Source organism: Methylobacterium sp. CCH7-A2, from assembly GCF_001557075.1.
In the GTDB taxonomy this organism is placed as follows: Bacteria; Pseudomonadota; Alphaproteobacteria; order Rhizobiales; family Beijerinckiaceae; genus Allobosea; species Allobosea massiliensis.
Window position 1 is genome coordinate 66,873 of the sequence record NZ_LSKN01000235.1, and the last position, 22,654, is coordinate 89,526.

Below are 22,654 nucleotides of genomic sequence, written 5' to 3' on the forward strand. Positions count from 1 at the left end.
ATATACACATTGAGCACGATCGATCGTCAATCAAACTTGACATATGCGGCGTGCGGAGCGAGCCTCGTCTTTGCCGCGAGCGCAACCGCCATCCGGTTGTCGGCGTTGGCAGGAGGCGTCCCATGACGTTTCACGCAGAACTGAGCCGGCCGGTCTCTTCCCGCAGCGCGAACACGGTGCCATCCGCCTTTTCCGGTGCGGCGAGGGGAGCGGTGGCGCGTCGCGAACCGCTCTACGACGCCCTCCACGCCTGCCCGACGCGAAGAATGCTGGGCTGGCGGATGTCCGACTCCGCCAGCATCGTCCCGGAGCCGGAAGGCGGTGCCGCAGTCTCCGCAAACGAGCGGTCGTGACATGGTCGCGCCGGGCGCGCAGCACCGGGCCGACGGCGCGACGCCGATCCGCGTCGTCATCGTCACCATGGACACGCATGTCGCCAGCGCGACGGTCCGCGCCCAGGCGGCGCTGACGCGCGATCTTCCCGGGCTCGAGCTCAGCGTGCATGCGGCCTCCGAATGGTCGGCCGATCCGCGCCTGCTCGCACGCTGCCAGGAGGCCGTCGCGGGCGCCGACATCGTCATCGCCACGATGCTGTTCATGGAAGACCATTTCCTGCCGCTGGTGCCGGCGCTGCAGGCGCGGCGCGAGCATTGCGACGCGATGATCTGCCTGATGTCGGCCGGGGAGGTCACCAAGCTCACCCGTGTCGGGCGGTTCCGCATGGACGGACCGCAGAGCGGGCCCATGGCTCTGCTCAAGCGCCTGCGCGGCAGCAAGGGCAAGGCCGCCAGCGGCGGCGCGGGGCAGATGAAGATGCTGCGCCGGTTGCCGCAGATCCTGCGCTTCATTCCCGGCACCGCTCAGGACGTGCGCGCCTATTTCCTGGCGCTGCAATACTGGCTGGCGGGCTCCGAGGAGAACATCGCCAATCTCGTCAGGCTGCTGGTCGACCGCTATGCCGACGGGCCGCGGCGTGTCCTGCGCGGTTCGCTGAAGGTCGGCAAGCCGGTCGATTATCCCGAGACCGGCATCTATCATCCCGCTCTGCCGGGGCGCGTCGGCACCGATCCGCAGGCGCTGCCGGCCATGCCCGGAGCCAAGGGGATCGTCGGGCTGCTGGTGCTGCGCTCCTATGTGCTGGCGGGCAATGCGGCGCATTACGACGGCGTGATCCGCAGCCTCGAGGCCAGGGGTCTCTCGGTGCTGCCGGTCTTCGCCACCGGTCTCGATGCGCGCGAGGCGATCGACGCCTTTCTCGTCCGCGACGGCCGGCCGGTGGTCGACGCGCTGGTCTCGCTGACCGGGTTCTCCCTGGTCGGCGGGCCCGCCTACAACGACGCCGCCGCTGCTCAGGACGTGCTGGCGCGGCTCGACGTGCCCTACATCGCCGCCCATCCGGCCGAGTTCCAGACGCTCGACCAATGGGGCGCCTCCGATCGCGGCCTGCTTCCGGTCGAGTCGACGATCATGATCGCGATCCCGGAGCTCGACGGAGCGACCGGTCCGATCGTCTTCGGTGGACGCACGGACCAGCCGGGCCGATGCAGCGGCTGCGCCCGCGCCTGCACCTTCCCGGCCAGCGAGGGCCAGCGCGACATGCATGTCTGCGCCGAGCGGGCGGAGACGCTGGCGGCGCGGGTCGAGAAGCTGGTGACGCTGCGGCGGCGCAGCCGCGCCGAGCGCAAGATCGGCATCGTGCTGTTCAATTTCCCGCCCAATGCGGGCAACACCGGCACGGCAGCCTATCTCTCCGTGTTCGAATCGCTCCACCGGACGCTCGGTGCCCTGCAGCGCGAGGGCTATGCCGTGGAGATGCCCGCCAGCGTCGAGGCGCTGCGCGAGGCGATCATCCAGGGCAATGCCGCGCGCCATGGCGCGATGGCGAATGTCCATGTCCGTATCGGCGCGGCGGACCATATCCGGCGCGAGCGCTGGCTGTCCGAGATCGAGGCGCAATGGGGCCCCGCCCCGGGCCGCCAGCAGAGCGACGGAGCCTCCCTGTTCGTGCTGGGCGAGCGCTTCGGCAATGTTTTCGTCGGCATCCAGCCCGGCTTCGGCTATGAGGGCGACCCGATGCGGCTGCTCTTCGAGAAGGGCTTCGCGCCGACGCATGCCTTCTCGGCCTTCTATCGCTGGATGCGGGAGGATTTCGGGGCCGATGCCGTGCTGCATTTCGGCACGCATGGCGCGCTCGAGTTCATGCCGGGCAAGCAGACGGGACTCTCGGCCCAGTGCTGGCCGGACCGGCTGATCGGCGACCTGCCCAACATCTATCTTTATGCCGCCAACAACCCGTCCGAAGGCGCGCTCGCCAAGCGCCGTGGGGCGGCGACCCTCGTCAGCTATCTGACGCCGCCGGTCGCCTCGGCCGGGCTCTATCGCGGGCTGATCGAGCTCAAGGGCTCGCTCGACCGCTGGCGTGGGCTTGCGCCCGACGAGATGCGCGAGGCGGCGGAGTTGGCGATGCTGATCCAGGCGCAGGCCGCGGCGCTCGATCTGGCGCTGGCCGAGCCGGAGTGGAGCGGCGAGGAGCGCCATGGCCGAATCGGCAAGCTCACCGAGGCGGTGCTGGAACTCGAATACACGCTGATCCCTCACGGGCTGCACGTCGTCGGCGAGCCGCTCTCGCAGGCTGAGCGCACCGATATGCTGATGGCGATCGTCGACTCTGGTTCCGGCGTCAGGCCGGCGCGGGCCGTCGTCGAAGGGCTGGTGGCCGGGTTGAGCCCGGAGCAGGCGTTGCGGGCGGCGGGTGCGGAGCCGGAGGCCGGCGTTCTGGCCGGGCTCGCCGAGCTCGCGGCGACGGATGCCCTGCTGGCTCGCGACCACGAACTCGACGGGCTGCTGCGGGCTCTGGATGGACGCTTCATCCGACCGGCGCCGGGCGGGGACCTCTTGCGGACGCCGGCCGTGCTGCCGACGGGGCGCAACCTGCACGGGTTCGATCCCTTCCGCATTCCGAGCGCCTATGCGGTGCGCGACGGCGCGCGGCAGGCCGCCAGGCTACTCGACCGGCATGTCGCGGACGGCCACGCCCTGCCGGAGACGGTGGCTCTGGTGCTCTGGGGCACCGACAATCTCAAGACCGAGGGCGGGCCGATCGCCCAGGCGTTGGCGCTGATGGGCGCCGAGCCGCGCTTCGACGGCTATGGCCGGCTGGCGGGCGCGCAGCTCTTGCCGCCGGAGACACTGGGCCGGCCGCGCATCGACGTCGTGATCTCGGTCTCGGGCATCTTCCGCGACCTGCTGCCGCTGCAGATCCGGCTGCTGGCGGAAGCGGCCTTCCTCGCAGCCTCGGCCGACGAGCCGCCCGAGAGCAACTTCGTGCGGAAGCATGCGCTCGCCTACCAGGCCGAGCATGGCTGCGACCTCGAGACCGCGGCGCTGCGCGTCTTCGGCAATGCCGAGGGCGCCTATGGCTCCAACGTCAACAATCTCGTCGAGAGCGGGCGCTGGCAGGACGAGGACGAACTGGCCGAGACCTACAGCCGCCGCAAGGGCTTCGCCTATGGCCGGGGCGGGCGGGCGGTGCAGCAGCCCGAGTTGCTGCGCAGCGTGCTGGGCGGCGTCGAACTCGCCTATCAGAATCTCGATTCGGTCGAGCTCGGCGTCACCACGGTCGACAACTATTTCGACACGCTGGGCGGCATCAGCCGCGCCGTCCGCCGGGCCAAGGGGGGCGCGGCGACGCCGGTCTATATCGGCGACCAGACCCGGGGTGAGGGCACGGTTCGCACGCTGTCCGAGCAGGTTTCGCTGGAGACGCGCACCCGCGTGCTCAACCCGAAATGGTATGAGGGCATGCTCAAGCACGGCTATGAGGGCGTGCGGCAGATCGAGACCCATGTCACCAACACCATGGGCTGGTCGGCGACGACGGGCCAGGTCGAGCCCTGGGTCTACCAGAAGCTGACCGAAACCTATCTGCTCGACCCCGCCATGCGCGAGCGGCTCGCGGCCTTGAACCCGACGGCCTCCGCCAAGCTCGCCAACCGGCTGATCGAGGCGCAGGCGCGGCAATACTGGCAGCCCGACGCGGCGACGCTGGCCGCGCTGCAGGAGGCCGGCGACGCGCTGGAAGACCGTCTCGAAGGCATCGGGCTGGAGGCGGCGGCGTGAGCGAGACCGGCGCCACGCTCCGCCCCGGCGCCGGCGCGGCAATCTATCCGGCGCCGTCGGCCGTGCTCGAACTGCTGAAGCCGATCACCTGGTTCCCGCCGATGTGGGCCTTCGCCTGCGGAGTGGTGTCGTCCGGCGTGCCGCTGATGGCGAACGCCCCCGTCGCACTGCTCGGCATCCTGCTCGCCGGCCCGCTGGTCTGCGCGATGAGCCAGGCGATCAACGACTGGCACGACCGCGAGGTCGACGCGATCAACGAGCCGCACCGGCCGATCCCTTCGGGCCGCATCCCCGGGCGCTGGGGACTCTACATCGCCGCGCTGTGGAGCGTGCTGTCGCTGGCGGTCGCCTCGCTGCTCGGCGCCTGGGTGCTCATCGCGACCTGCCTCGGGCTCTTTCTCGCCTGGGCCTACAGCGCGCCGCCCTTGCGGCTCAAGCGCAACGGCTGGCTCGGTAATGCCGCTTGCGGCTTCTCCTATGAGGGGCTGGCCTGGGTGACGGGGGCGGCGGTGATGCTCGGCGGCGCGCTGCCGCCGGTGCCGGTGCTGCTGCTGGCGCTGCTCTACAGCCTCGGCGCCCACGGCATCATGACGCTGAACGACTTCAAGGCGATGGAGGGCGACCGGCAGATGGGGATCCGCTCGCTACCCGTGCTGCTCGGGGCTGCGGGCGCGGCCAAGGCCGCCTGCCTCGCCATGGCGCTGCCGCAGGTCGGCGTCATCGCGCTGCTGCTCCACTGGCAGCGGCCGCTGCAGGCGGCGATCGTCGCAGGCCTGCTCGCGGCGCAGGCCCTCCTGATGGCGCGCTTCCTGCGCGATCCCATCGGCAAGGCGCTGTTCTACAGCGGCTTCGGCGTGCCGCTCTTCGTCTCGGGCATGATGGCCGCGGCCATCGCCATCCGCAGCCTGCCGGCGGGGCCTTGAGGCGCCCGCGTGACGCCGGCTTCGTCTTCCCTCCACCGGGCACCATCTTTCGGGTCGCCAATCGTCGCGGCGCCCCGTAAAACCAGATCATCCCATCGCACGGCCGCGGCCGCCGCGAGCGGTTCTTCCGTCCCCATGCGCGGCCCCGGCCGCCAGGCCAGGTCAGCCCCATCATGCTCGTGAAAATCGGCACGCGACGCAGCCCCCTCGCCATCGCGCAGACGAATTACATCGCCTCGCTGATCAAGGCGAAGCATCCCGATACCGAATTCTCGCTGCATCCGATCGCCACGATCGCCGACAAGGACCGCGTCTCCGAGTTCCACCAGTTCGGGATCATCGGCGTGTTCTCGACCGAGCATGAGGACCAGCTCACTTCGGGCGAGGTCGACATCGTCGTGCATTCGCTGAAGGACCTGCCGACGACGCTGCGCGAGGGGCTGGTGCTGGCGGCGGTGCCCGAGCGGGTCGATCCGCGCGACGTGCTCTGCGGCGCGAGCCTCGCCGCGCTGCCGCAGGGCGCGCGTGTCGGCACGGGGTCGCTCCGGCGGCGCTCGCAGATCCTGAGCCTGCGGCCGGATGTCGAGGTCGTGCCGATCCGCGGCAATGTCGGGCCGCGGCTCGCCAAGATCAACGGCGATGACGGGCTCGACGCGGTGATCCTAGCGCAGGCCGGTCTGCAACGGCTGGGCCTGGACGGCGCGACCTCCGAGCTGCTCGATCCGATCCTGTTTCCCTATGCGATCGGGCAGGGCGCTCTCGGCGTCCAGGCGCGGGCCGAGGACACGACCCTGCTCGCGATGCTGAAGGACATCGAGGACCCCAAGGCGCGCGCCGAGGTCGATTGCGAGCGCGCGCTGCTGCATGCGCTCGGCGCCGGCTGCAGCCTGCCGGTGGGGGCGAGCACGACCTGGGAGGGCGGCCGGCTGCGGCTGCATGCCCAGATCACCGCGCATGACGGCTCGCAGCGGATCACCGCCCACGATGAGCGGCCGGGCCATGAGGCGGTAGAGCTGGGTCTCGCGACGGCGGAGGCGCTGCGGCTGGCCGGCGGCGTCGACGTGCTGGAGGCGTCCTATCGCAGCGTGGGCGCTCATTTCAAATATGTCGGCGCCTGAGGGCGCCGTCAGCTGCGTGCGGCGTCCGGGTTCATCCGCCAGACGGTGAAGTTGAGCAGGGCGGCGAAGCTGACCCAGGCGAGATAGGGCACGAGCAGCCAGGCGGCGAGCGAATCGATCGGCGCGAAGAGCACGATCAGCGCGACGATCGAGAGCCAGAGCGCGACGACGTTGACGAAGGCGAGGTCCATCCGGCGCAGGCCGAAGAATACCCCCGACCACATCGCATTGAGCAGGAGCTGCACGCCATAGACGGCGAGCGGCAGCGCCGCGCCGGCAAAACCGGCCTTGCGCCAGACCAGCCAGCCGGAGGCCGCGATCAGGCAGTAGAGCAGCGTCCAGGCCGGCGGAAAGAGCCAGTTCGGCGGGCGCCACCAGGGCTTGGCCAGTCCCTCATACCAATCGCCCGGTTTGAAGATCGCCCCTGAACTCGCGACGGCGACGCAAGCCGCGACGAATCCCGCCAGACCCCATCCATCCATCGCATTCATCGGCCAGATCCGGCGCCCGCAGGCAGAGGATGCGACGCTAGCACATCGCCGGGCCGGCTTGCGCGGAAAGACGGCGGTGCCATGCTCTCAGTCTCCCTCGCCTGTCCGGCGCCCGCGGGCGCCCGATGCCGGGCCGAAGACAACCCAGCCCTGCCGCAGCCGGGTGAGGGTGGTCACCAGGCAGGCGCCGGCGAAGACGCAGGCGAAGAGTGCGAAGGAGCCGGGGAAGAGGCACATCAGGACCAGGGCCGCGATGGTCTCGGTGCCTTCGGTGAGACCGGTCAGGTAGTAGATGCCCTTCTGCGGATAGACCTCGCTGCTCATCCCGCGCTTGGCGGCGATGACGGCGAAGGCGAGAAAGCTCGAGCCCGTGCCCATGAAGGCCGCCAGCAGCAGCGCCGCCGGCAGCGCGTTCTGCGCTGGGTCGGCGAGCGCGAAGCCGAGCGGAATGCTGCCATAGAAGGCGAAGTCGAGGGTGATGTCGAGAAAGGCGCCGCGCTCGGTCGGGCCGGCGAGTCGCGCCACGGCCCCGTCGAGCGCGTCGAACAGCCGGCTGACCAGGATCGCGGTGAGCGCCCACCCATAGAGCCGCAGGGCCAGCGCCGGCACGGCTGCGAGGCCGATGACGAAGCCCGTGCAGGTCAGGGCGTCCGCCGCGACGCCGCGCCGCGCCAGCGCCGCTGCGGCCGGCTGCAGGACGATCCTGACGACGGGGAGGAGGAAGCGGTCCAGCACGGTCAGCCTCGCCGCCAGCGGTGAAAACGCTCGGCCAGCCCGAGCAGCCGGTGCGGGACATGGGCCCGCTGCCAGGCGCGAAGGCTGGCTGGGGCGGGAGGATTCGAACCTCCGCATGGCGGTACCAAAAACCGCTGCCTTACCGCTTGGCGACGCCCCAACGCGCCGCGCCTTCTAGAACGCGGCGGGGGCGCGCGCAACCAGCCAGATCGTCGCGAGAGGCCCGCCGGCCTCGGCTGCGGCGGGGGCTCCAGACCCGCGCGAGCCGAGGCGCGGGGAGAGCGTGCGGATAATTCGTCACGCAAGGCCGCCGCGCCTGTTGCGCCGCGCCGCGGCGCTGGCTATAAGCCCGCAACCAGTTGATCGGAGTGTGGCTCAGCCTGGTAGAGCACCTCGTTCGGGACGAGGGGGTCGCAGGTTCAAATCCTGCCACTCCGACCAAAATTTCCCGGGACATCGCAAGACGTTCGGAGACAGGCCCTCACGGGCCTTTTTCTTTGGCGGTCGTCAGCGCCCGTCCGGCGTCATCGCCATCACGCGGTCGAAGCCGCGCTCCCGCGTGAAGAGACAGCGCAGCTTCTTGACGCCCTCGCGGCCCTTGTCGACGGTGCCGTCGATCTGAAAGCCGCCCTCGGCCGAGGGCCCGACGCGTGCTGCGAGCGCGATCCGGCGCGGGCTGACGCCGTACATCGGCGCCGCCTCGGCCCGGCAGCGGTCGCGGAGCCTCGCGTCCGAGCCGCCCGCGCTGCTCCCGGCCGCTCGGCCGGTGATCTCGATCGACAGGGTGTGGCGGCAGGTCTCGTTGCGGCGGGCCGCGTTCCTCATCAGGGAAACCTGCGCGCGATAGGTCCCGGCCCGCGTCGCCGCCTGCGCGAATGCGTTGCCGGCGACCGAGCCGACATGGACCGCCTCGTCGGCGCCCGGCGCGTAGACGTTGAGGGTGCAGGAGCGGTTCGAGGGCGTGAACAGCACCTGCAGCGTCTGCCCGGCGACCGTCTCGAAGGTGTAGTTGAGTCCCCGGTCGCCCCGGATCGAGCCCTTGACGGTGGCTGCGGTCGCGCCGGGCTGGAACCGGACCGGCACGGTGCGATCCTGGGCGAGGGCTGCTGGACCGGGCGCCATCGCGAGGGCCGTCACAGCGAGGACGAGGCGCGCGATCATTGTTTTCCCCAGCGAGGTCGTCTCCGGGGATCATCGCTGTCGATGGCGGAGGCGGCAAGAGAGCAGGCCCTGGCGCCTGCGATGGTCATTTGCCCAACGAGGCTCTAGAAACGGCGGACAGCATCACGGGCATCATCATGAAGCGCGCTTTCCAGCTCCTCGGCATCCTCGGCCTCGCGACCCTGCTCGCGGGCTGCGACAAATGCGGCAATCTCGGTCCCTTCTTCACCGGGCCGGACCAGAAGGTCTGCACGAGTTCGACGCCACAGGGCTGAGCCACTCCCACCGAATCAGGAAACCAGCCGGATATGAAAAAGGCCGGGCTTGCGCCCGGCCTCGATCGTTCGTCAGTACACAGCGTTCAACCGCGGCGCTGCAGGGCCGACCAGCCGGCGCGGGCGAGGCAGGCGACCAGCGCCAGCTTCAGCAGATCGCCCAGGATGAAGGGCTGCACGCCGAAGGCGAAGGCCTTGGCGAAGCCGATCCCGGTGGTGCCGGCGGCCATCTGGGCGCCCAGCGCCAGCCAGCCGAAGCCCAGCGCCATCATCACCACCTCGGCGAGGACGAGGCCGCCGACGAGGCGCGCCAGCGAGGCGCCGCGGACGGAAGCCCAGCCAGCGATGGCGGCGGCGGCGACGAAGCCGACCAGGAAGCCGCCCGTCGGGCCGACGAGATAGAGCGGGCCGGCGGCGACCGGGGGCGTGTTGGTGAAGACCGGCAGGCCGGCGAGGCCATAGGCGATGTAGAGCGCAACGGTGGCGGCGCCGAGCCGCGAGCCATAAGCTGCGCCGAGCCCGAAGACGACGAGCGTCTGCAGCGTCATCGGCACCGGCCAGAACGGCACCTTGATCTTGGCGGCGAGCACGAGGAGCAGGCTGCCGGCGACGGCGAGCGCGATGTTGCGCAGGAGCGCGGCGCGCGGGCCGGAAACGGCGGGCAGGGCCGCATGGGCCAGCGTCGGAGCCTGGAAGGGAAGCATCTGCGCCATGGGCGTGTCGTCCTGTCTGCGATGGCCGCGCTGCGCGGCCGGCTTTTCCGTCTATAGAAAATGCGGCAAAGCCCCACAAGCTGCGCGACCCGCGCAGGCTTGCCCGGCGGCCCTGCGGAAACAGGCATGAGCGACGAGATCGAATTCGACCGCAGCGCGACGGCTCCTCCCGGCGAGGTGGTGCGGCTGTCGCCCCTGGTGCGGCGGCTGATCGCCGGCAATGGCGGGCCGATGACCTTCACCGGCACCTGCAGCTACATCGTCGGGCAAGGCAAAGTCGCGATCATCGATCCGGGGCCGGAGGACGCGGCGCATCTGGCGGGGCTGCTCGCGGCAGTGTCCGGCGAGACGGTGAGCCATATCGTCGTCACGCACACCCATCGCGACCACTCGCCAGGCGCGCGGGCGCTGAAGGCGGCGACGGGCGCCGACATCGTCGGCTGTGGGCCGCACCGGCCGTTCCGCGAGCTCGCGGAGGGCGAGGCCACCCGCCTGGATGCCGCCGCCGATTTCGAGCACGCGCCGGACCATGTCCTGGCGGAGGGCGACGCGGTCACGGGGCCGGGCTGGAGCCTGACGGCGATCGCGACGCCGGGACATACCGCCAACCATCTCGCCTTCGCGCTGCCCGAGGAAGCGACGCTGTTCTCCGGCGACCATGTCATGGCGTGGTCGACCACCATCGTCGCTCCGCCGGACGGCTCGATGGCGGCCTATATGGCCTCTGTCGAGAAGCTGCGCGGGATGGAGCATGCGCTCTACCGGCCGGGCCATGGCGGGCCAGTGACCGAGCCGCAGCGCTTCCTGCGCGGGCTGGTGCTGCACCGGCGCCAGCGCGAGGCCGCGATCCTCGGCCGCCTGCGGGCGGGCGACGAGCGAATCGCCGAGATGGTCCCGCCGATCTATCAGGGGCTGCCGCCGGCGCTGCACGGGGCGGCGGCCCTCTCCGTGCTGGCGCAGCTCGAGGATCTCGTGCTCCGCGGGATCGTCCTCTGCGACGAGGCGGTGCCGGGGCTCGGGAGCCGGTACCGTCCGGCCTGAGGCTCAGCGCGTCTCGACCAGCAGCTCGACCTCCTCGGCGAAGGCGGCGATCCGGGCCGCGTTGACGCCGAGGTCATGGGGGCCGAGGCGGGAGGCCGAGCGGATGTCGATGCGGCTGCCGTCGGCACGCGGGCGGATGCGGATGGTGATGTCCTCGGCCGTGCGCAGGAGGCGGGCGCGGGCCACGGCCTCGATTCGGCCCGCACCACTGCGCCCGCCCGGTCGCGTCGCCTCCAGAACCTGCCAGCCGCGGGCGATGGCGGCGCGGCGGGCGATGTCGAAGGCCGTCTCCGCGGGAACCTCGAGCACGATCGGCACCGTCTTCGGGTAGGCCCGGCGCTGCAGGCGGCGCCGCTCGGCCGGAACGTCGGGCGGCACCCGCCCGGCGCGTGCATCCAGCGCGGCGCGCGAGCGGCTGAAGGTGGGGGGATCGTCGAGATCGGTCGAGATATCGGCCAGCGCCGGCAGGGTGACGAGCTTGAACACGACATAGGCGGCTGGCACCAGCATCAGCACGCCCATGAGGAAGGCGCCGGCGGCCATGCCGACACCGCGATGGCCGGTCTGCCAGATCCGCGCGAAGGCCAGCAGCGACAGGAGCAGGGCGAGCAGCGCAAGCCCATAGGCAGCCGCCACGGGTGCAAGGCCTTCCAGCGTCGGTTCGCCGCTGCGGAAGACCAGCAGGGCGAGCAGCAGCACCGCCAGCGCGAACCAGGCCAGGCGCCGGCTCCAGAGCGCGGCGCGCGAGACGGGTTCCTCGAAGACGAGACGGCGATGCATCGGCCATCGATGACGCGGCGACGCGATGGAGGCAAGGCACCATTGAGATGCCGCCATCACCATCTCGCCTGCGACGGCGAGATGGTTTAGGCGTGATCAATCTTGATGAAGGGCGAGGCCGTGCCGGATTTGAAGACAGCGCCGCGTGCCGATGCGACGGAGCCGGACCGCGTCTGGTTCCGGTTCATGCGGCTGCATCAACGCATGCTCGGGCAGATGACGGCGCGGATCCGCGCGCTCGGCCTCTCGATTCCACAATTCGATCTGCTCTCGACGCTGACCGAGCGCGAGGGCATCAGCCAGAACGAACTGGCGGAGCGCCTCTACGTCACCAAGGGCAATGTCTCCGGGCTCGTCGACCGCCTGGTCCAGGCGGGTCTGGTGGAGCGCCGGGCCATTGCCGGGGATCGGCGCTCTTATGCGATGCATCTGACGCCGGAGGGGCGCAGGCTGGCGGAGGCGGGCATCGCGGCGCAGCGCGATTTCGTGGCGCAGACACTGGGCAAGCTGCCGGCGGACGATCTGGCCGAGCTCGACCGGCTCGTGCTGTCGTGGCGCGATCTCGCCAGGGCGGTTGACGAGGGCTGAGCGCTGCTCAGGCGCCGACGGCCTGCACCTTCTCCAGTGTCTTGCGACCGCCAGGCAGCTCGCGCATCACAAGGCGCTCATCGGCGCTGATTTCGCCCAGCGGGATCTCCCCCTGGGCCATGATCGCGGTCGCGACCTTGTTGACGAAGACGATCACCGGGCGGTCGCCCGCGGCGGCCCAGCGCCTGAGTTGGCCGAGATAGGGATCCTTCCGCCAGGCCTGCGCGGCGCCGGGATCAACCTGGACGAAGAGCCAGCGCGTCGTCGGGTCCATGGTCAGGACGAAGCGGGCGCGGTCCGGCTTCCACTCGGGGCCGAGGAAATCCTGCGTCATCCAGAGGCAGAAGAAGGCGCGGCAATGCTGCGGGCGGGTTTCGTGGATGCCGCAGCCGCGGCCCGGCAGGCAATGGCGGCACCAGCTGCCGGCCCTGCTCTCGACTGCCGGCACCTCATAGACCTTGCAACAGAGCGTGCAGGTGCCGCAGTCCCGGCCCGGGGCGGGCCGGTTCACCATTGCTGCCGGGTCGATCATGCGGCCTCTTCCGAACCGTTCCAAACAGGCGCCGACGATGCCGAGGCGGGAGGCGCCTGACAAGCCCGGCCGGCCTGAGCGGCCGCGGTGATGGATGGATCGAGATCCGCCGGCCCTGCGGCAGAGTCTGCCTCGGGTTGCGATAAATTCGCTCAGCGCTTGCGCGGGCGCCGGTCTATGCTGGCACACGACACCACTCGCATCAGGGGATCCGCACGATGCTGTCCAACCTCGCCGTCCGCGACATCGAGACTCTCGTTCACCCCTATACGAACCTCGCCGCGCATCGGGAGACGGGTCCGCTGGTGCTGGAGAGCGGCAAGGGCGTCTATGTCTATGACAGCAACGGCAAGGAATATCTGGAGGGCATGGCGGGCCTCTGGTGCACGGCGCTCGGCTACTCCAACCAGGAGCTGATCGAGACCGCCTATGAGCAGATGAAGAAGCTGCCCTTCCAGCACATCTTTGGCGGGCGCAGCCACGACCCCGCGATCGAGCTGGCGGAGAAGCTGAAGGAGATCGCGCCGGTTCCGATCTCGAAGGTGTTCTACGGCGCCTCCGGCTCGGATGCGAACGACACCCAGATCAAGATCGTCTGGTACATGAACAATGCGCTGGGCCGGCCGCAGAAGAAGAAGATCATCTCGCGGCTGAAGGGTTATCACGGCGTCACCGTCGCCTCCGCCTCCCTGACCGGCCTGCCCAACAACCACATCGATTTCGACCTGCCGCTGCCCGGCATCCTGCATACCTCCTGCCCGCATCACTACCGCTTCGCCGAGCCCGGCGAGAGCGAGCAGGATTTCTCCTCGCGCATGGCCGCCGAGCTGGAGGAGATGATCCTGCGCGAGGGGCCCGATACCGTCGCCGCCTTCATCGCCGAGCCGGTGATGGGCGCGGGCGGTGCGATCACGCCGCCGGCCGGCTATTTCGAGAAGATCAACGCCGTGCTGGCGAAGTACGATATCCTCTTCATCGCCGACGAGGTCATCACCGGCTTCGGACGGACCGGCAATATGTTCGGCACCACGACCTACGGGCTCGCCGCCGACACGCTGTCCTGCGCCAAGCAGATCACCTCGGCCTATTTCCCGCTCAGCGCGGTGATGATGAACGAGCGGGTCTACGAGGTCCTCGTCGACCAGAGCCGCAAGATCGGCACCTTCGGCCACGGGAACACCTATGCCGGCCACCCGGTGGGCTGCGCGGTGGCGGTCAAGACGCTGGAGATCTACCAGCGCGAGCGAATCGTCGAGCATGTCCGTAGCGTCTCGCCGACCTTCCTGCGCCGCCTGACCAAGCTTGAGGAGCATCCGCTCGTCGGCGAGGCGCGCGGCGTCGGCATGATCGGCGGTGTCGAGCTGGTCCGCGACAAGGCGACGAAGGCCTCGTTCGAGATCAAGAAGGGCGTCGGGCCGAAGTCGGTGCTGTTCGCGCAGCAGGAAGGCCTGATCCTGCGGGCGATGGGCGACCGCGTCGCCTTCTGCCCGCCGTTGATCATGAAGGAGGCGGAGATCGAGGAGATGTTCGACCGCTACGAGCGCGCTCTCGACAAGACCCTGGCCTGGGCCAAGGCGGAAGGCCTGCTCGCCGCCTGATGCGGCGGCGGCCCTTCGCGGCATGCGGTGGGTGCGGGTCTTTCATGATTGTGGCGCGGGGCGAACCTCCTGACACAATTTGCCCGAAGCGCATCACGATCATGCCGTTTTGGCGTCCCGATCGTTGGGCAAGTTTCGCTGCGGCGACGGTCCCGTCGCTGCCACGGAAACCAACCCAGTCGGAACCCATGACGACCCCGTCTCAACCCCGCCGCGCGATCCCCGCCCATGCGAGTTTCCACGATGCCCACGCCAGGGAGGCCTACGCATCCTGGTTCAAGCCCATCGCGCTGCCTGCATTGGCCGCTGGAACAAGACGCGCCCCGGCTGCGTTGGATCACCGTGCGAAGGATGCACCATCCCGGCTTGCCGGTGTCCTCCGCAACGGATTCGACGACTGACTTCCTAGACCCCTTCGAGACCCTCCATGCTTGACCGGCGCAGAGTTCTTCGGACTCTCGCCGGTCTTTTTTTGGCCATGGCGGGGCCGGGCGCCTATGCGGCGGTCTGGGAGCCGGGGCGGCAGAACGTGACCCGCTACCGGCTCACCCCGCGCGGCTGGCCGGAGGGACGGCGCCTGAGGTTGGCGATCCTGTCCGATCTGCATGTCGGATCGCTGCACGTGCCGCTCTCGCGGGTGTCCGAACTCGTCGCTGCGACCAATGCGCTGGCGCCCGATCTGACGCTGCTGCTCGGCGATTTCGTCGCCAGCCGAGCACGTATCGCCTCCGATCCCAGCCTCGCGGATCTGGCAACCGAACTCGCCCGGCTTCAGGCGCGGGACGGCGTCTTCGCCGTGCTGGGCAATCACGACTGGTGGCATGACGAGCCGACACAGCAGCTGCGACAGGGACCGACGCAGGTCGGTCTCGCGCTGGAGCGCGTCGGGATCCCGGTTCTGGAGAACAAGGCCGTCAGGCTCGACACGGCAGGCGGGCCGCTCTGGCTGGCCGGGCTCGGCGACCAGATCGCCTTCCTGTCGAGAGGGCGCCGTCCGCGCGGTATCGACGACCTCGCAGGAACGATGGCGCAGATCACCGATGACGAGGCGCCGGTGATCATGATGGCCCACGAGCCCGACGTCTTCGCCCGCATGCCCGACCGGGTGACGCTGACGCTCTCGGGCCACACTCATGGCGGGCAGGTGCGGTTTCTGGGCTGGGCGCCGATCGTGCCGTCGCGCTATGGCAATCGTTACGCCTATGGCCATGTCCGCGAGGCGGGGCGCGATCTCGTCGTCTCGGGAGGCATCGGCACCAGCCAGCTGCCGATCCGCTTCGGCATTCCGCCCGAGATCGTGCTGATCGAACTGGGCTGAGCGCCGGACGGCGTCCCGCTCGGATCAGGTCACGATCACCTTCGTGCCGTTGGGCACGCGGTTGAACAGGTCGATCACGTCGATGTTGCGCATTCGGATGCAGCCGGAGGAGGCCGAGCGGCCGATCGTCTCGGGTTCGTTGGTGCCGTGGATGCGATAGAGCGTGTCGCGGCCGTTCTGGTAGAGATAGAGGGCGCGGGCACCGAGCGGATTGTCGGGTCCGCCCTCCATGCCGCCGGCGCGCGGCGCCAGATGCGGCCAGCGCGCGATCATTTCGGCCGGCGGGGTCCAGCGCGGCCATTCCGCCTTGCGCTGGACGACCGCCTCGCCGGTCCAGCCGAAGGCCTCGTCGCCGGTGGCGACGCCGTAGCGGATCGCCTTCTTGTTCGGCAGCACGTAATAGAGATACTTCTCCCGCGTATCGACGACGATGGTGCCGGGTGGCTGGTCCGTCGGGTCGGCGATCTCGTAGGGCAGATGGGTGAGATGGTGCTCGAACTTCGGCACCAGGGCGATGTACTCGGCATCCCTCTGAGACAGGGCCGGCGCGTTGACGCTCTTGTACTGGCAGGCTCCCAGCAGGGTCGAGAGCGCCAAGGCAAGGATCGCGGTCTGTTTCATGACGTCCACCAGACGGCCCGAAGGCGATCTTTATGATGAATTCAGGGTTAACGCTTCGTATCCGTCGGCTTCAGCTCGACTTTGCGCGCTGGCGGATGGTCTAGGGCGCAAACGGACACGGCGCAATTTGGGTTCCGCTGGGGCGCGCCGAATCACGCGTTTCGCACTGCACCGTGGCCATCTTGCCACGTTTTCTGTCTCTAACCGTCCCGAGGGGCCCCGCCTGTGACGACACTCCTGCTGACGCACCCCTCCAGCCTTGCGCATGAGACCCCGCTCGGCCATCCCGAGCGTCCCGACAGGCTTCGGGCCGTCGAAGCGGCGCTGGAGACCGAGCGTTTCGCGCCGCTGATTCGCGAGGCGGCGCCGCGGGGCACGCTGGAGCAGGTCGGCCTTTGCCATCCGCACGACTTCGTCGAGGCGGTGCTGGCGGCCTCGCCCGCGCAGGGGCTCGTCCCCTTCGATGCCGACACGACGATGTCCCCCGGCACGCTCGAAGCCGTGCTGCACGGCGTCGGCGGCGCGGTGCAGGCGGTGGACGAGGTGATGACCGGCCGCGTCGCCAACGCTTTCAGCGCCACGCGGCCGCCCGGCCACCATGCCGAGAGCGTCAAGGCGATGGGGTTCTGCTTCTTCAACCAGGCGGCGATCGCGGCCCGTCATGCCCAGCGGCGCCATGGGGCGGAACGGGTGGCGATCATCGATTGGGACGTCCATCACGGCAACGGGACCCAGGAGATCTTCTGGGACGATGCCAGCGTGCTCTACGCGTCCAGCCATGAGATGCCGCTCTATCCGGGCACGGGCGCGGCGTCCGAGCGCGGCGCCCACGACACCATCGTCAACGCGCCTCTCAGCGCCGGGGATGGCTCCGACGCCTTCCGGGAGGCGATGGAGAGCGTCCTGCTGCCGCGCATCGCCGGATTTTCGCCGGATCTGATCATTATTTCGGCGGGATTCGATGCACATTGGCGCGATCCGCTCGCCAACCTGAATCTGAAGGAGCCCGATTTCGCCTGGGCGACGCAGAGGCTGATGGAGATCGCGGATCGTCAGTGCGGCGGGCGCATCGTTTCCGTGCTGGAAGGCGGCTACGACCTCGAAGGTCTGTCGCGTTCGGCGGCGGCACATGTGATGGCGCTGATGCGTGGATGACGCAGCGTCGCATCGGCCCATGCGTGGTGTTCATCATGGGTTCAGAGGTGCGTGGGCAGGAGAAGCGTGCTAGAGCGAGGCCGCGTTGCGGCACTCGCCCGGCCGGGGGAAGCGATCGGAAAAGGCGCGGGATCGTGCGTTTTCCAGCAGGCAAGAGGTGCGTGACAGCGGCGTCGGATCGGGATGCGGGCGAGGGCGCCGCGCTTCGCGAAACCGGTCGGCTGCGCGCAGCGGGGCGCAATGAACGACATGACCATGCTGCCGGGAACGGCAGACCAGGCGAGCCCGACCCCCGTCGCCATGATGGCGGGCGACAAGCGCCCCGAACTGTTGCGCGACGAGGTCCTGGGCGAAATCCTAGCCGCCACCGTCGCGGACCGGGGAGCGCATCCCGCGCTGGTCGATGGCAGCCGCCGCCTGAGCTATGACGAGATCTGGGCGCTGGCTGGCCGGCAGGCGCGCGGGCTCGCGCTGCAGGGCGTCGGACCGGGCGATCTCGTCGGTCTTTGGATGCCGCGGGGCATCGATCTGCTGGTCGCGCAGATCGCGATCACGCGCGCCGGCGCGGCCTGGATCCCTTTCGATGCCGAGGCGCCGGTCGAGCGCATCGCCGTCTGCCTGGCCGATGCGCAGGCCAAGGGCATCGTCACATGCCCGGCCTGGATCGGTCGCGCCGCCTCGACCGAGCGCATCGTCTGGACGCCGGATGGGCTCGCGGAGGGCGATGACGGGCATGCGATGCCCGCCCGTGCCACCGGGCTGACGCGCGAGCATCCCGCTTATCTGATCTACACCTCCGGCTCGACGGGTACGCCGAAGGCGATCGTCATCAGCCACCGCAACATCTGCCATTTCCTGCGGTCGGGGAACGCGCTCTACGGAATCGGCCCGGACGACGTCGTGTTCCAGGGCGCCTCGGTCGCCTTCGACCTCTCGATGGAAGAAATCTGGACGCCCTATCTCGCGGGCGCGACGCTCTTTGTTGCCTCGCCGGAGATGATGGGCGATGCCGAGAAGCTGCCGGCGATCCTGACCCAGGCCGGCGTCACGGTCATCGACACCGTGCCGACGCTGCTCGGCATCCTGCCCGCCGACGTGCCCTCGCTGAAGCTGATCCTGCTCGGCGGCGAGGCGCTGCCGCCGGCAACGGTGCAGAAATGGTCGAAACCTGGCCGGCGCATCCTGAACACCTATGGCCCGACCGAGGCGACGGTTGTCGCCACTGCGGCCGAGGTCCATCCGGGCGAGACGGTGACCATCGGCCGGCCCATTCCCAACTACACCGCCTATGTCGTCAACGAGGCGATGGCGCTGGTCGGCCCCGGCGAACAGGGCGAGCTGCTGATCGGCGGGCCGGGCGTGGCGCAGGGCTATCACGGCCGCCCCGAGCTCACCGCCGAGAAGTTCATCCCCAACCCGTTCGGGCAGCCCTTCGGCCCCGATGATCCGGTGCTCTATCGTTCGGGCGACGCGGTCAGCCTCGACGAGGCCGGCAACATCGTCTTCCACGGGCGCATCGACGACCAGATCAAGATCCGCGGTTTCCGTGTCGAGCTCGGCGAGATCGAATCCAAGCTCGCCGACGAGCCCGGCGTGCACCAGGCCGCCGTGGTGATGCGGACCGATGACGAGATCGAGCGCCTCGTCGCTTTCGTCGTGGCCGAGCCCGGCGTCGCGGTCGACGGCGCGGTGCTGCGCGCGGCGCTGCGCGAAAAGCTGCCGCCCTATATGGTGCCGGCGCATTTCGAGGCGGTGGGCTCGCTGCCGCGCATGGTCTCCGGCAAGGTCGACCGGCGGATGCTGAAGGCCGCCCCGCTGACGGCGCCGAGCGCGCAAGGCGAGCAGGAGCCGCCGCGCAACGCCACGGAAGCGGCGCTCCTCGACGCCGCCAAGCGCGTGCTGGGGGCATCAAGCCTGCCGCTGGAGGCCGATTTCTTCGTCGATCTCGGCGGGCATTCGCTGCTGGCGGCGCGCTTCATCTCGATCGTCCGCGAGAACCCGGCCTATGCCGGCATCACGCTGCAGGACGTCTATGGCGCGCGCACCCTGCGCGGCATGGCGGCGTTGCTCGACGGGCGCGGCATCGCCGAGGCGCAGGACCTCTCCTTCACGCCGCCGCCCTTCCTGCGCCGCTTCCTGTGCGGACTGGCGCAGGCCGTGGCGCTGCCGGTGATCATCGGCCTCTCGACGGCGCAATGGCTCGGCATCTTCGTCACCTACATGCTGCTTTCCGGCGAGGATCTGCCGCTGGTCGGCCAGATCTTCGCGCTGCTCGGCGTCTATGTCGCCATCACGGTCGTCACGGGCCTCATCGCGATCGCGCTGAAATGGATCGTGCTGGGGCGGACCAAGCCCGGGGTCTATCCGCTCTGGGGCGTCTATTACTTCCGCTGGTGGTTCGCGGCGCGCGTCGCCGGGCTCGTCCACATCAAGTGGCTGCAGGGCTCTCCGGTAATGCGGGTCTACTGGCGTTTGCTGGGCGCCAAGGTCGGGCGCGACGTCATCATCTCCGATTACGAGGCCGGCGCCATCGACCTGATCGAGATCGGCGACGGGACCACGTTCGGCTCCAAGACGACCTTCGCCAATGGCGAGGCGATCGGCGACAAGCTGATCATCGGACGGATTACCATCGGCCGCGATGTCTGCGCCGGCGCCTCCGTCGTTTTCGGTCATGATTGCGTGATCGGCGACCATGTCGAGATCGGCGATTTGACCGCGATCCCGCCGCGGGCGCAGATCGCCGAAGCCGAGATCTGGGACGGCTCGCCCGCCCGCAAGACCGGGACGGTCGATCTCGCGGCGCTGCCGCCGCAGGCCGAGGCCGGGCCCGGCCGCCGCGCGGCGATGACCGCCTTCTGCGTGCTGATGCTCGTCGTCGTGCCGCCGATCAGCTTGCTGCCGATCTTCCCGGCCTTCTGGCTGTTCGACCAGATCGACGACTGGATCTCGTCCTGGTCGGAGATCAGCTATCTCTGGTATCTGCCGCTGCTGACCTGGCCGACCGCGATTGGGCTGATCTCCTTCACCGTCTTCCTGATGGCCGGGCTGCGCTGGGCGATCCTGCCGCGGGTGACCTCGGGCTCTTATTCGATCCATTCCGGCTTCTATGCCCGGAAATGGACCGTCTCGCTGGCGACGGAGGTAACGCTCGAGACGCTCTCTTCGCTGTTCGCGACCATCTATATGCGCGCCTGGTATCGGCTGATGGGCGCCCGCATCGGCTCCGGCGCCGAAATCTCGACCAATCTCTCGGGGCGCTTCGACCTGACCGCCATCGGTGCCGGAAACTTCATCGCCGACGAGGTCGTCTTCGGGGACGAAGACATGCGCCGCGGCTATATGCGGCTCGACATGACGCGCACCGGCGAGCAGGTCTTCGTAGGCAACGACGCCGTGGTGCCGCCGGGCGCGGTCATCCCGGATCGCGTGCTGATCGGCATCAAGTCGAAGCCGCCGGCCAATGACCGGATGCAGCCCGGCGACACCTGGTTCGGTTCACCGGCCATCCGGCTGCCGACGCGGCAGAAGGTCGATCTCGGGGCGGACTGGACCTACAAGCCCTCGCTGCGCAAGCAGGTGGCGCGCGGCACCTTCGAGGCCCTGCACACCTCCTTCCCGGCGATGCTGTTCATCACCTTCGGAACCATCGCGGTCGATCTCGTGCTGCAGCAGCGCATCAACGAGCAGGACTGGGGTGGGCTGGTGCTCGCCTTCATGGGCGTCGCGGTGCTGATCGCGATCACGCAGGCGGTCATCTGCGCCACGATGAAGTGGCTGATGATGGGCGTCTACAAGCCGGTGATGAAGCCGATGTGGTCCTGGTGGGCGATGCGGACCGAGGCGGTGGCCGTGCTGTACTGGGGGCTCGGCGGCAAGGTGCTGTTCGACCATCTGCGCGGCACGCCCTTCCTGCCGTGGTTCCTGAAGCTGTTCGGCGCGAAGTACGGCAAGGGCGTCTGGCTCGACTCGACAGACATCACCGAGTTCGACTGCATCAATGTCGGGGACTATTGCACGATCAACGCGCATTCCGCCCTGCAGACCCATCTCTACGAGGACCGGGTAATGAAGGTCGGCCGGGTGAAGCTCGGAAAGGGCGTCTGCGTCGGGGCCGGCGCGACGGTGCTCTACGACACCCATGTCGGCGATTATGCGCAGGTCGGGCTGCTGACCGTCATCATGAAGGGCGAGAACCTGCCGGCGCACACGCGCTGGGAGGGAGCGCCGGCGGTGCCGGCGGCGGTGTCTGCGGGGCATTGAGCGACAGCGTGGTGTTTGACCGCCAGTCCTGCCCGGGACTATGAGCCTGCACGGATTTCTGTGCAGGTTTCCATGTCCCACAACTCGTTCGGCCATCTCTTCCGCGTCACGACATTCGGCGAGAGCCATGGGCCGGCCATCGGCTGCGTGGTCGATGGCTGCCCGCCGCTGATCCCGCTGACCGAGGCCGACATCCAGGGCGATCTCGACCGGCGCAGGCCCGGCCAGTCGCGCTTCACCACGCAGCGGCAGGAGCCCGATCAGGTCCGCATCGTCTCGGGCGTCTTCGCGCGCGAGAGCGACGGCGTGCAGGTCACGACCGGCACCCCGATCGGGCTGATGATCGACAATGTCGACCAGCGCTCGAAGGATTATTCCGAGATCAAGGACAAGTACCGCCCGGGGCATGCCGATTTCACCTATGACGTGAAATACGGCATCCGCGACTATCGCGGCGGCGGGCGGTCCTCGGCGCGCGAGACGGCGATGCGGGTGGCGGCGGGCGCGATCGCGCGCAAGGTCGTGCCGGGGCTCGTCGTCCGCGGGGCGCTGGTCCAGATGGGGCCGCACAAGATCGACCGCGCCAACTGGGACTGGGAGGAGGTCGGCCGCAATCCCTTCTTCTGCCCGGACGCGAAGGCCGCCGCTTTCTTCGAGGGCTATCTCGACGGCGTCCGGAAGTCCGGCTCCTCGACCGGGGCGGTGCTCGAGATCGTGGCGGAGGGCGTGCCGGTGGGGCTGGGCGCGCCGATCTATGGCAAGCTCGACGCCGAGATCGCGGCCGCGCTGATGAGCATCAACGCCGTCAAGGGAGTCGAGATCGGCGACGGTTTCGACGCGGCCGCACTTTCCGGCGAGGAGAACGCCGACGAGATGCGCGCCGGCAATGACGGGCGGCCGCTGTTCCTCTCCAACCATGCCGGCGGCATCCTCGGCGGCATCTCGACCGGGCAGCCGATCGTGGCGCGCTTCGCGGTGAAGCCGACCTCGTCCATCCTGGCGACGCGGGCGACCGTGACGCGCAGCGGCGGCGAGGCCGAGATGTTCACCAAGGGCCGCCATGACCCTTGCGTCGGCATCCGCGCGGTGCCGGTGGGCGAGGCCATGGTCGCCTGCGTCCTGGCCGATCATTTCCTGCGGCACCGGGCGCAGGTCGGCGTGGTCGAGCCGCGGTGGCCGTTCCAGGAGTGAGGCCAACCCGCGTACCTCGCCGATGATGGCGC

At 69.3% G+C, this 22,654-nt stretch carries 18 protein-coding genes and 2 tRNA genes; 12 read left to right on the plus strand and 8 right to left on the minus strand.

What is annotated here, in order from left to right:
• Positions 1–354: 354 nt before the first annotated feature.
• The 3 genes from AX750_RS17560 to hemC all read left to right on the plus strand — a co-directional run bounded on the left by AX750_RS17560 (position 355) and on the right by hemC (position 6,160).
• Positions 355–4,119: a magnesium chelatase subunit H gene (locus AX750_RS17560; protein ID WP_066725399.1), complete on the plus strand. Its 3,765-nt coding sequence runs from the start codon at positions 355–357 to the stop codon at positions 4,117–4,119.
• Positions 4,116–5,042, plus strand: coding sequence for a chlorophyll synthase ChlG (chlG, locus tag AX750_RS17565; RefSeq protein WP_066725401.1), 927 nt, complete (start codon positions 4,116–4,118; stop codon positions 5,040–5,042). Before AX750_RS17560 ends, chlG begins: the two co-directional genes overlap by 4 nt.
• A gap of 173 nt (positions 5,043–5,215) precedes the next feature.
• A complete protein-coding gene (hemC, locus tag AX750_RS17570; RefSeq protein ID WP_066725403.1) occupies positions 5,216–6,160 on the plus strand; it encodes a hydroxymethylbilane synthase in 945 nt (314 codons plus the stop codon).
• 8 nt (positions 6,161–6,168) lie between these two features.
• On the opposite strand, the gene AX750_RS17575 is transcribed toward hemC, so the two are convergent.
• The 3 genes from AX750_RS17575 to AX750_RS17585 all read right to left on the minus strand — a co-directional run bounded on the left by AX750_RS17575 (position 6,169) and on the right by AX750_RS17585 (position 7,546).
• Entirely contained in the window at positions 6,169–6,651 is a 483-nt protein-coding gene (locus tag AX750_RS17575; protein WP_066725406.1) for a TspO/MBR family protein, read from the minus strand.
• Positions 6,652–6,738: 87 nt separating this feature from the next.
• On the minus strand, positions 6,739–7,386 hold the full coding sequence (locus AX750_RS17580) for a CDP-alcohol phosphatidyltransferase family protein (RefSeq protein ID WP_066725408.1): 648 nt from the start codon (positions 7,384–7,386) through the stop codon (positions 6,739–6,741).
• Between the two features lie 85 nt (positions 7,387–7,471).
• Positions 7,472–7,546, minus strand: a tRNA-Gln gene (locus tag AX750_RS17585).
• A gap of 204 nt (positions 7,547–7,750) precedes the next feature.
• On the opposite strand from AX750_RS17585, the gene AX750_RS17590 reads away from it, so the two are divergent.
• Positions 7,751–7,827 (plus strand) — tRNA-Pro (locus AX750_RS17590).
• Between the two features lie 66 nt (positions 7,828–7,893).
• On the opposite strand, the gene AX750_RS17595 is transcribed toward AX750_RS17590, so the two are convergent.
• On the minus strand, positions 7,894–8,547 hold the full coding sequence (locus AX750_RS17595; protein ID WP_066725410.1) for a hypothetical protein: 654 nt from the start codon (positions 8,545–8,547) through the stop codon (positions 7,894–7,896).
• Between the two features lie 137 nt (positions 8,548–8,684).
• Between AX750_RS17595 and AX750_RS17600 the strand changes: the two genes are divergently transcribed.
• Positions 8,685–8,822 carry a hypothetical protein gene (locus AX750_RS17600; RefSeq protein ID WP_156446667.1) on the plus strand — a complete coding sequence of 46 codons (138 nt, stop codon included), beginning with the start codon at positions 8,685–8,687 and terminating at the stop codon, positions 8,820–8,822.
• 86 nt (positions 8,823–8,908) lie between these two features.
• Here the strand turns inward: AX750_RS17600 and AX750_RS17605 are convergent, their stop codons facing one another.
• On the minus strand, positions 8,909–9,535 hold the full coding sequence (locus AX750_RS17605; RefSeq protein WP_082733118.1) for a biotin transporter BioY: 627 nt from the start codon (positions 9,533–9,535) through the stop codon (positions 8,909–8,911).
• Between the two features lie 126 nt (positions 9,536–9,661).
• Here AX750_RS17605 and AX750_RS17610 point away from each other — a divergent pair, with 126 nt between their 5' ends.
• Positions 9,662–10,576: an MBL fold metallo-hydrolase gene (locus tag AX750_RS17610; protein WP_066725414.1), complete on the plus strand. Its 915-nt coding sequence runs from the start codon at positions 9,662–9,664 to the stop codon at positions 10,574–10,576.
• A gap of 3 nt (positions 10,577–10,579) precedes the next feature.
• On the opposite strand, the gene AX750_RS17615 is transcribed toward AX750_RS17610, so the two are convergent.
• Complete coding sequence (locus tag AX750_RS17615; RefSeq protein WP_066725417.1) at positions 10,580–11,356, minus strand: DUF1499 domain-containing protein; 777 nt, start codon at positions 11,354–11,356, stop codon at positions 10,580–10,582.
• 105 nt (positions 11,357–11,461) lie between these two features.
• Here AX750_RS17615 and AX750_RS17620 point away from each other — a divergent pair, with 105 nt between their 5' ends.
• On the plus strand, positions 11,462–11,944 hold the full coding sequence (locus AX750_RS17620; protein WP_066725420.1) for a MarR family transcriptional regulator: 483 nt from the start codon (positions 11,462–11,464) through the stop codon (positions 11,942–11,944).
• Between the two features lie 7 nt (positions 11,945–11,951).
• On the opposite strand, the gene AX750_RS17625 is transcribed toward AX750_RS17620, so the two are convergent.
• Positions 11,952–12,476: a hypothetical protein gene (locus AX750_RS17625; RefSeq protein WP_066725423.1), complete on the minus strand. Its 525-nt coding sequence runs from the start codon at positions 12,474–12,476 to the stop codon at positions 11,952–11,954.
• 218 nt (positions 12,477–12,694) lie between these two features.
• Between AX750_RS17625 and AX750_RS17630 the strand changes: the two genes are divergently transcribed.
• Both AX750_RS17630 and AX750_RS17635 read left to right on the plus strand, forming a co-directional pair.
• Positions 12,695–14,074: an aspartate aminotransferase family protein gene (locus AX750_RS17630; protein WP_066725426.1), complete on the plus strand. Its 1,380-nt coding sequence runs from the start codon at positions 12,695–12,697 to the stop codon at positions 14,072–14,074.
• 427 nt (positions 14,075–14,501) lie between these two features.
• Positions 14,502–15,392 (plus strand): metallophosphoesterase, encoded by an 891-nt coding sequence (locus AX750_RS17635; RefSeq protein WP_066725429.1) that lies wholly within the window; start codon positions 14,502–14,504, stop codon positions 15,390–15,392.
• 24 nt (positions 15,393–15,416) lie between these two features.
• Here AX750_RS17635 and AX750_RS17640 read toward each other — a convergent pair whose 3' ends face one another.
• Positions 15,417–16,013 (minus strand): L,D-transpeptidase, encoded by a 597-nt coding sequence (locus AX750_RS17640; protein WP_066725432.1) that lies wholly within the window; start codon positions 16,011–16,013, stop codon positions 15,417–15,419.
• A gap of 225 nt (positions 16,014–16,238) precedes the next feature.
• Here AX750_RS17640 and AX750_RS17645 point away from each other — a divergent pair, with 225 nt between their 5' ends.
• The 3 genes from AX750_RS17645 to aroC all read left to right on the plus strand — a co-directional run bounded on the left by AX750_RS17645 (position 16,239) and on the right by aroC (position 22,622).
• Positions 16,239–17,168 (plus strand): histone deacetylase family protein, encoded by a 930-nt coding sequence (locus AX750_RS17645; protein ID WP_066725435.1) that lies wholly within the window; start codon positions 16,239–16,241, stop codon positions 17,166–17,168.
• A gap of 240 nt (positions 17,169–17,408) precedes the next feature.
• Positions 17,409–21,431, plus strand: a complete 4,023-nt coding sequence (locus tag AX750_RS17650; RefSeq protein WP_066725438.1) for a Pls/PosA family non-ribosomal peptide synthetase — start codon at positions 17,409–17,411, stop codon at positions 21,429–21,431.
• 72 nt (positions 21,432–21,503) lie between these two features.
• Positions 21,504–22,622, plus strand: coding sequence for a chorismate synthase (gene aroC / locus AX750_RS17655; protein WP_066725441.1), 1,119 nt, complete (start codon positions 21,504–21,506; stop codon positions 22,620–22,622).
• Positions 22,623–22,654: the final 32 nt, after the last annotated feature.

What these genes read in the sequence shown, in the direction of transcription:
- AX750_RS17600 (WP_156446667.1), top strand. Translation starts at nt 8,685, where the DNA reads ATGAAGCGCGCTTTCCAGCTCCTCGGCATCCTCGGCCTCGCGACCCTG.
- aroC (WP_066725441.1), top strand. Translation starts at nt 21,504, where the DNA reads ATGTCCCACAACTCGTTCGGCCATCTCTTCCGCGTCACGACATTCGGC.
- AX750_RS17635 (WP_066725429.1), top strand. Translation starts at nt 14,502, where the DNA reads ATGCTTGACCGGCGCAGAGTTCTTCGGACTCTCGCCGGTCTTTTTTTG.
- AX750_RS17595 (WP_066725410.1), bottom strand. Translation starts at nt 8,547, where the DNA reads ATGATCGCGCGCCTCGTCCTCGCTGTGACGGCCCTCGCGATGGCGCCC.
- AX750_RS17620 (WP_066725420.1), top strand. Translation starts at nt 11,462, where the DNA reads ATGAAGGGCGAGGCCGTGCCGGATTTGAAGACAGCGCCGCGTGCCGAT.
- AX750_RS17610 (WP_066725414.1), top strand. Translation starts at nt 9,662, where the DNA reads ATGAGCGACGAGATCGAATTCGACCGCAGCGCGACGGCTCCTCCCGGC.
- AX750_RS17575 (WP_066725406.1), bottom strand. Translation starts at nt 6,651, where the DNA reads ATGAATGCGATGGATGGATGGGGTCTGGCGGGATTCGTCGCGGCTTGC.
- AX750_RS17650 (WP_066725438.1), top strand. Translation starts at nt 17,409, where the DNA reads ATGAACGACATGACCATGCTGCCGGGAACGGCAGACCAGGCGAGCCCG.
- AX750_RS17640 (WP_066725432.1), bottom strand. Translation starts at nt 16,013, where the DNA reads ATGAAACAGACCGCGATCCTTGCCTTGGCGCTCTCGACCCTGCTGGGA.
- AX750_RS17615 (WP_066725417.1), bottom strand. Translation starts at nt 11,356, where the DNA reads ATGCATCGCCGTCTCGTCTTCGAGGAACCCGTCTCGCGCGCCGCGCTC.
- AX750_RS17605 (WP_082733118.1), bottom strand. Translation starts at nt 9,535, where the DNA reads ATGGCGCAGATGCTTCCCTTCCAGGCTCCGACGCTGGCCCATGCGGCC.
- AX750_RS17630 (WP_066725426.1), top strand. Translation starts at nt 12,695, where the DNA reads ATGCTGTCCAACCTCGCCGTCCGCGACATCGAGACTCTCGTTCACCCC.
- AX750_RS17560 (WP_066725399.1), top strand. Translation starts at nt 355, where the DNA reads ATGGTCGCGCCGGGCGCGCAGCACCGGGCCGACGGCGCGACGCCGATC.
- AX750_RS17625 (WP_066725423.1), bottom strand. Translation starts at nt 12,476, where the DNA reads ATGATCGACCCGGCAGCAATGGTGAACCGGCCCGCCCCGGGCCGGGAC.
- hemC (WP_066725403.1), top strand. Translation starts at nt 5,216, where the DNA reads ATGCTCGTGAAAATCGGCACGCGACGCAGCCCCCTCGCCATCGCGCAG.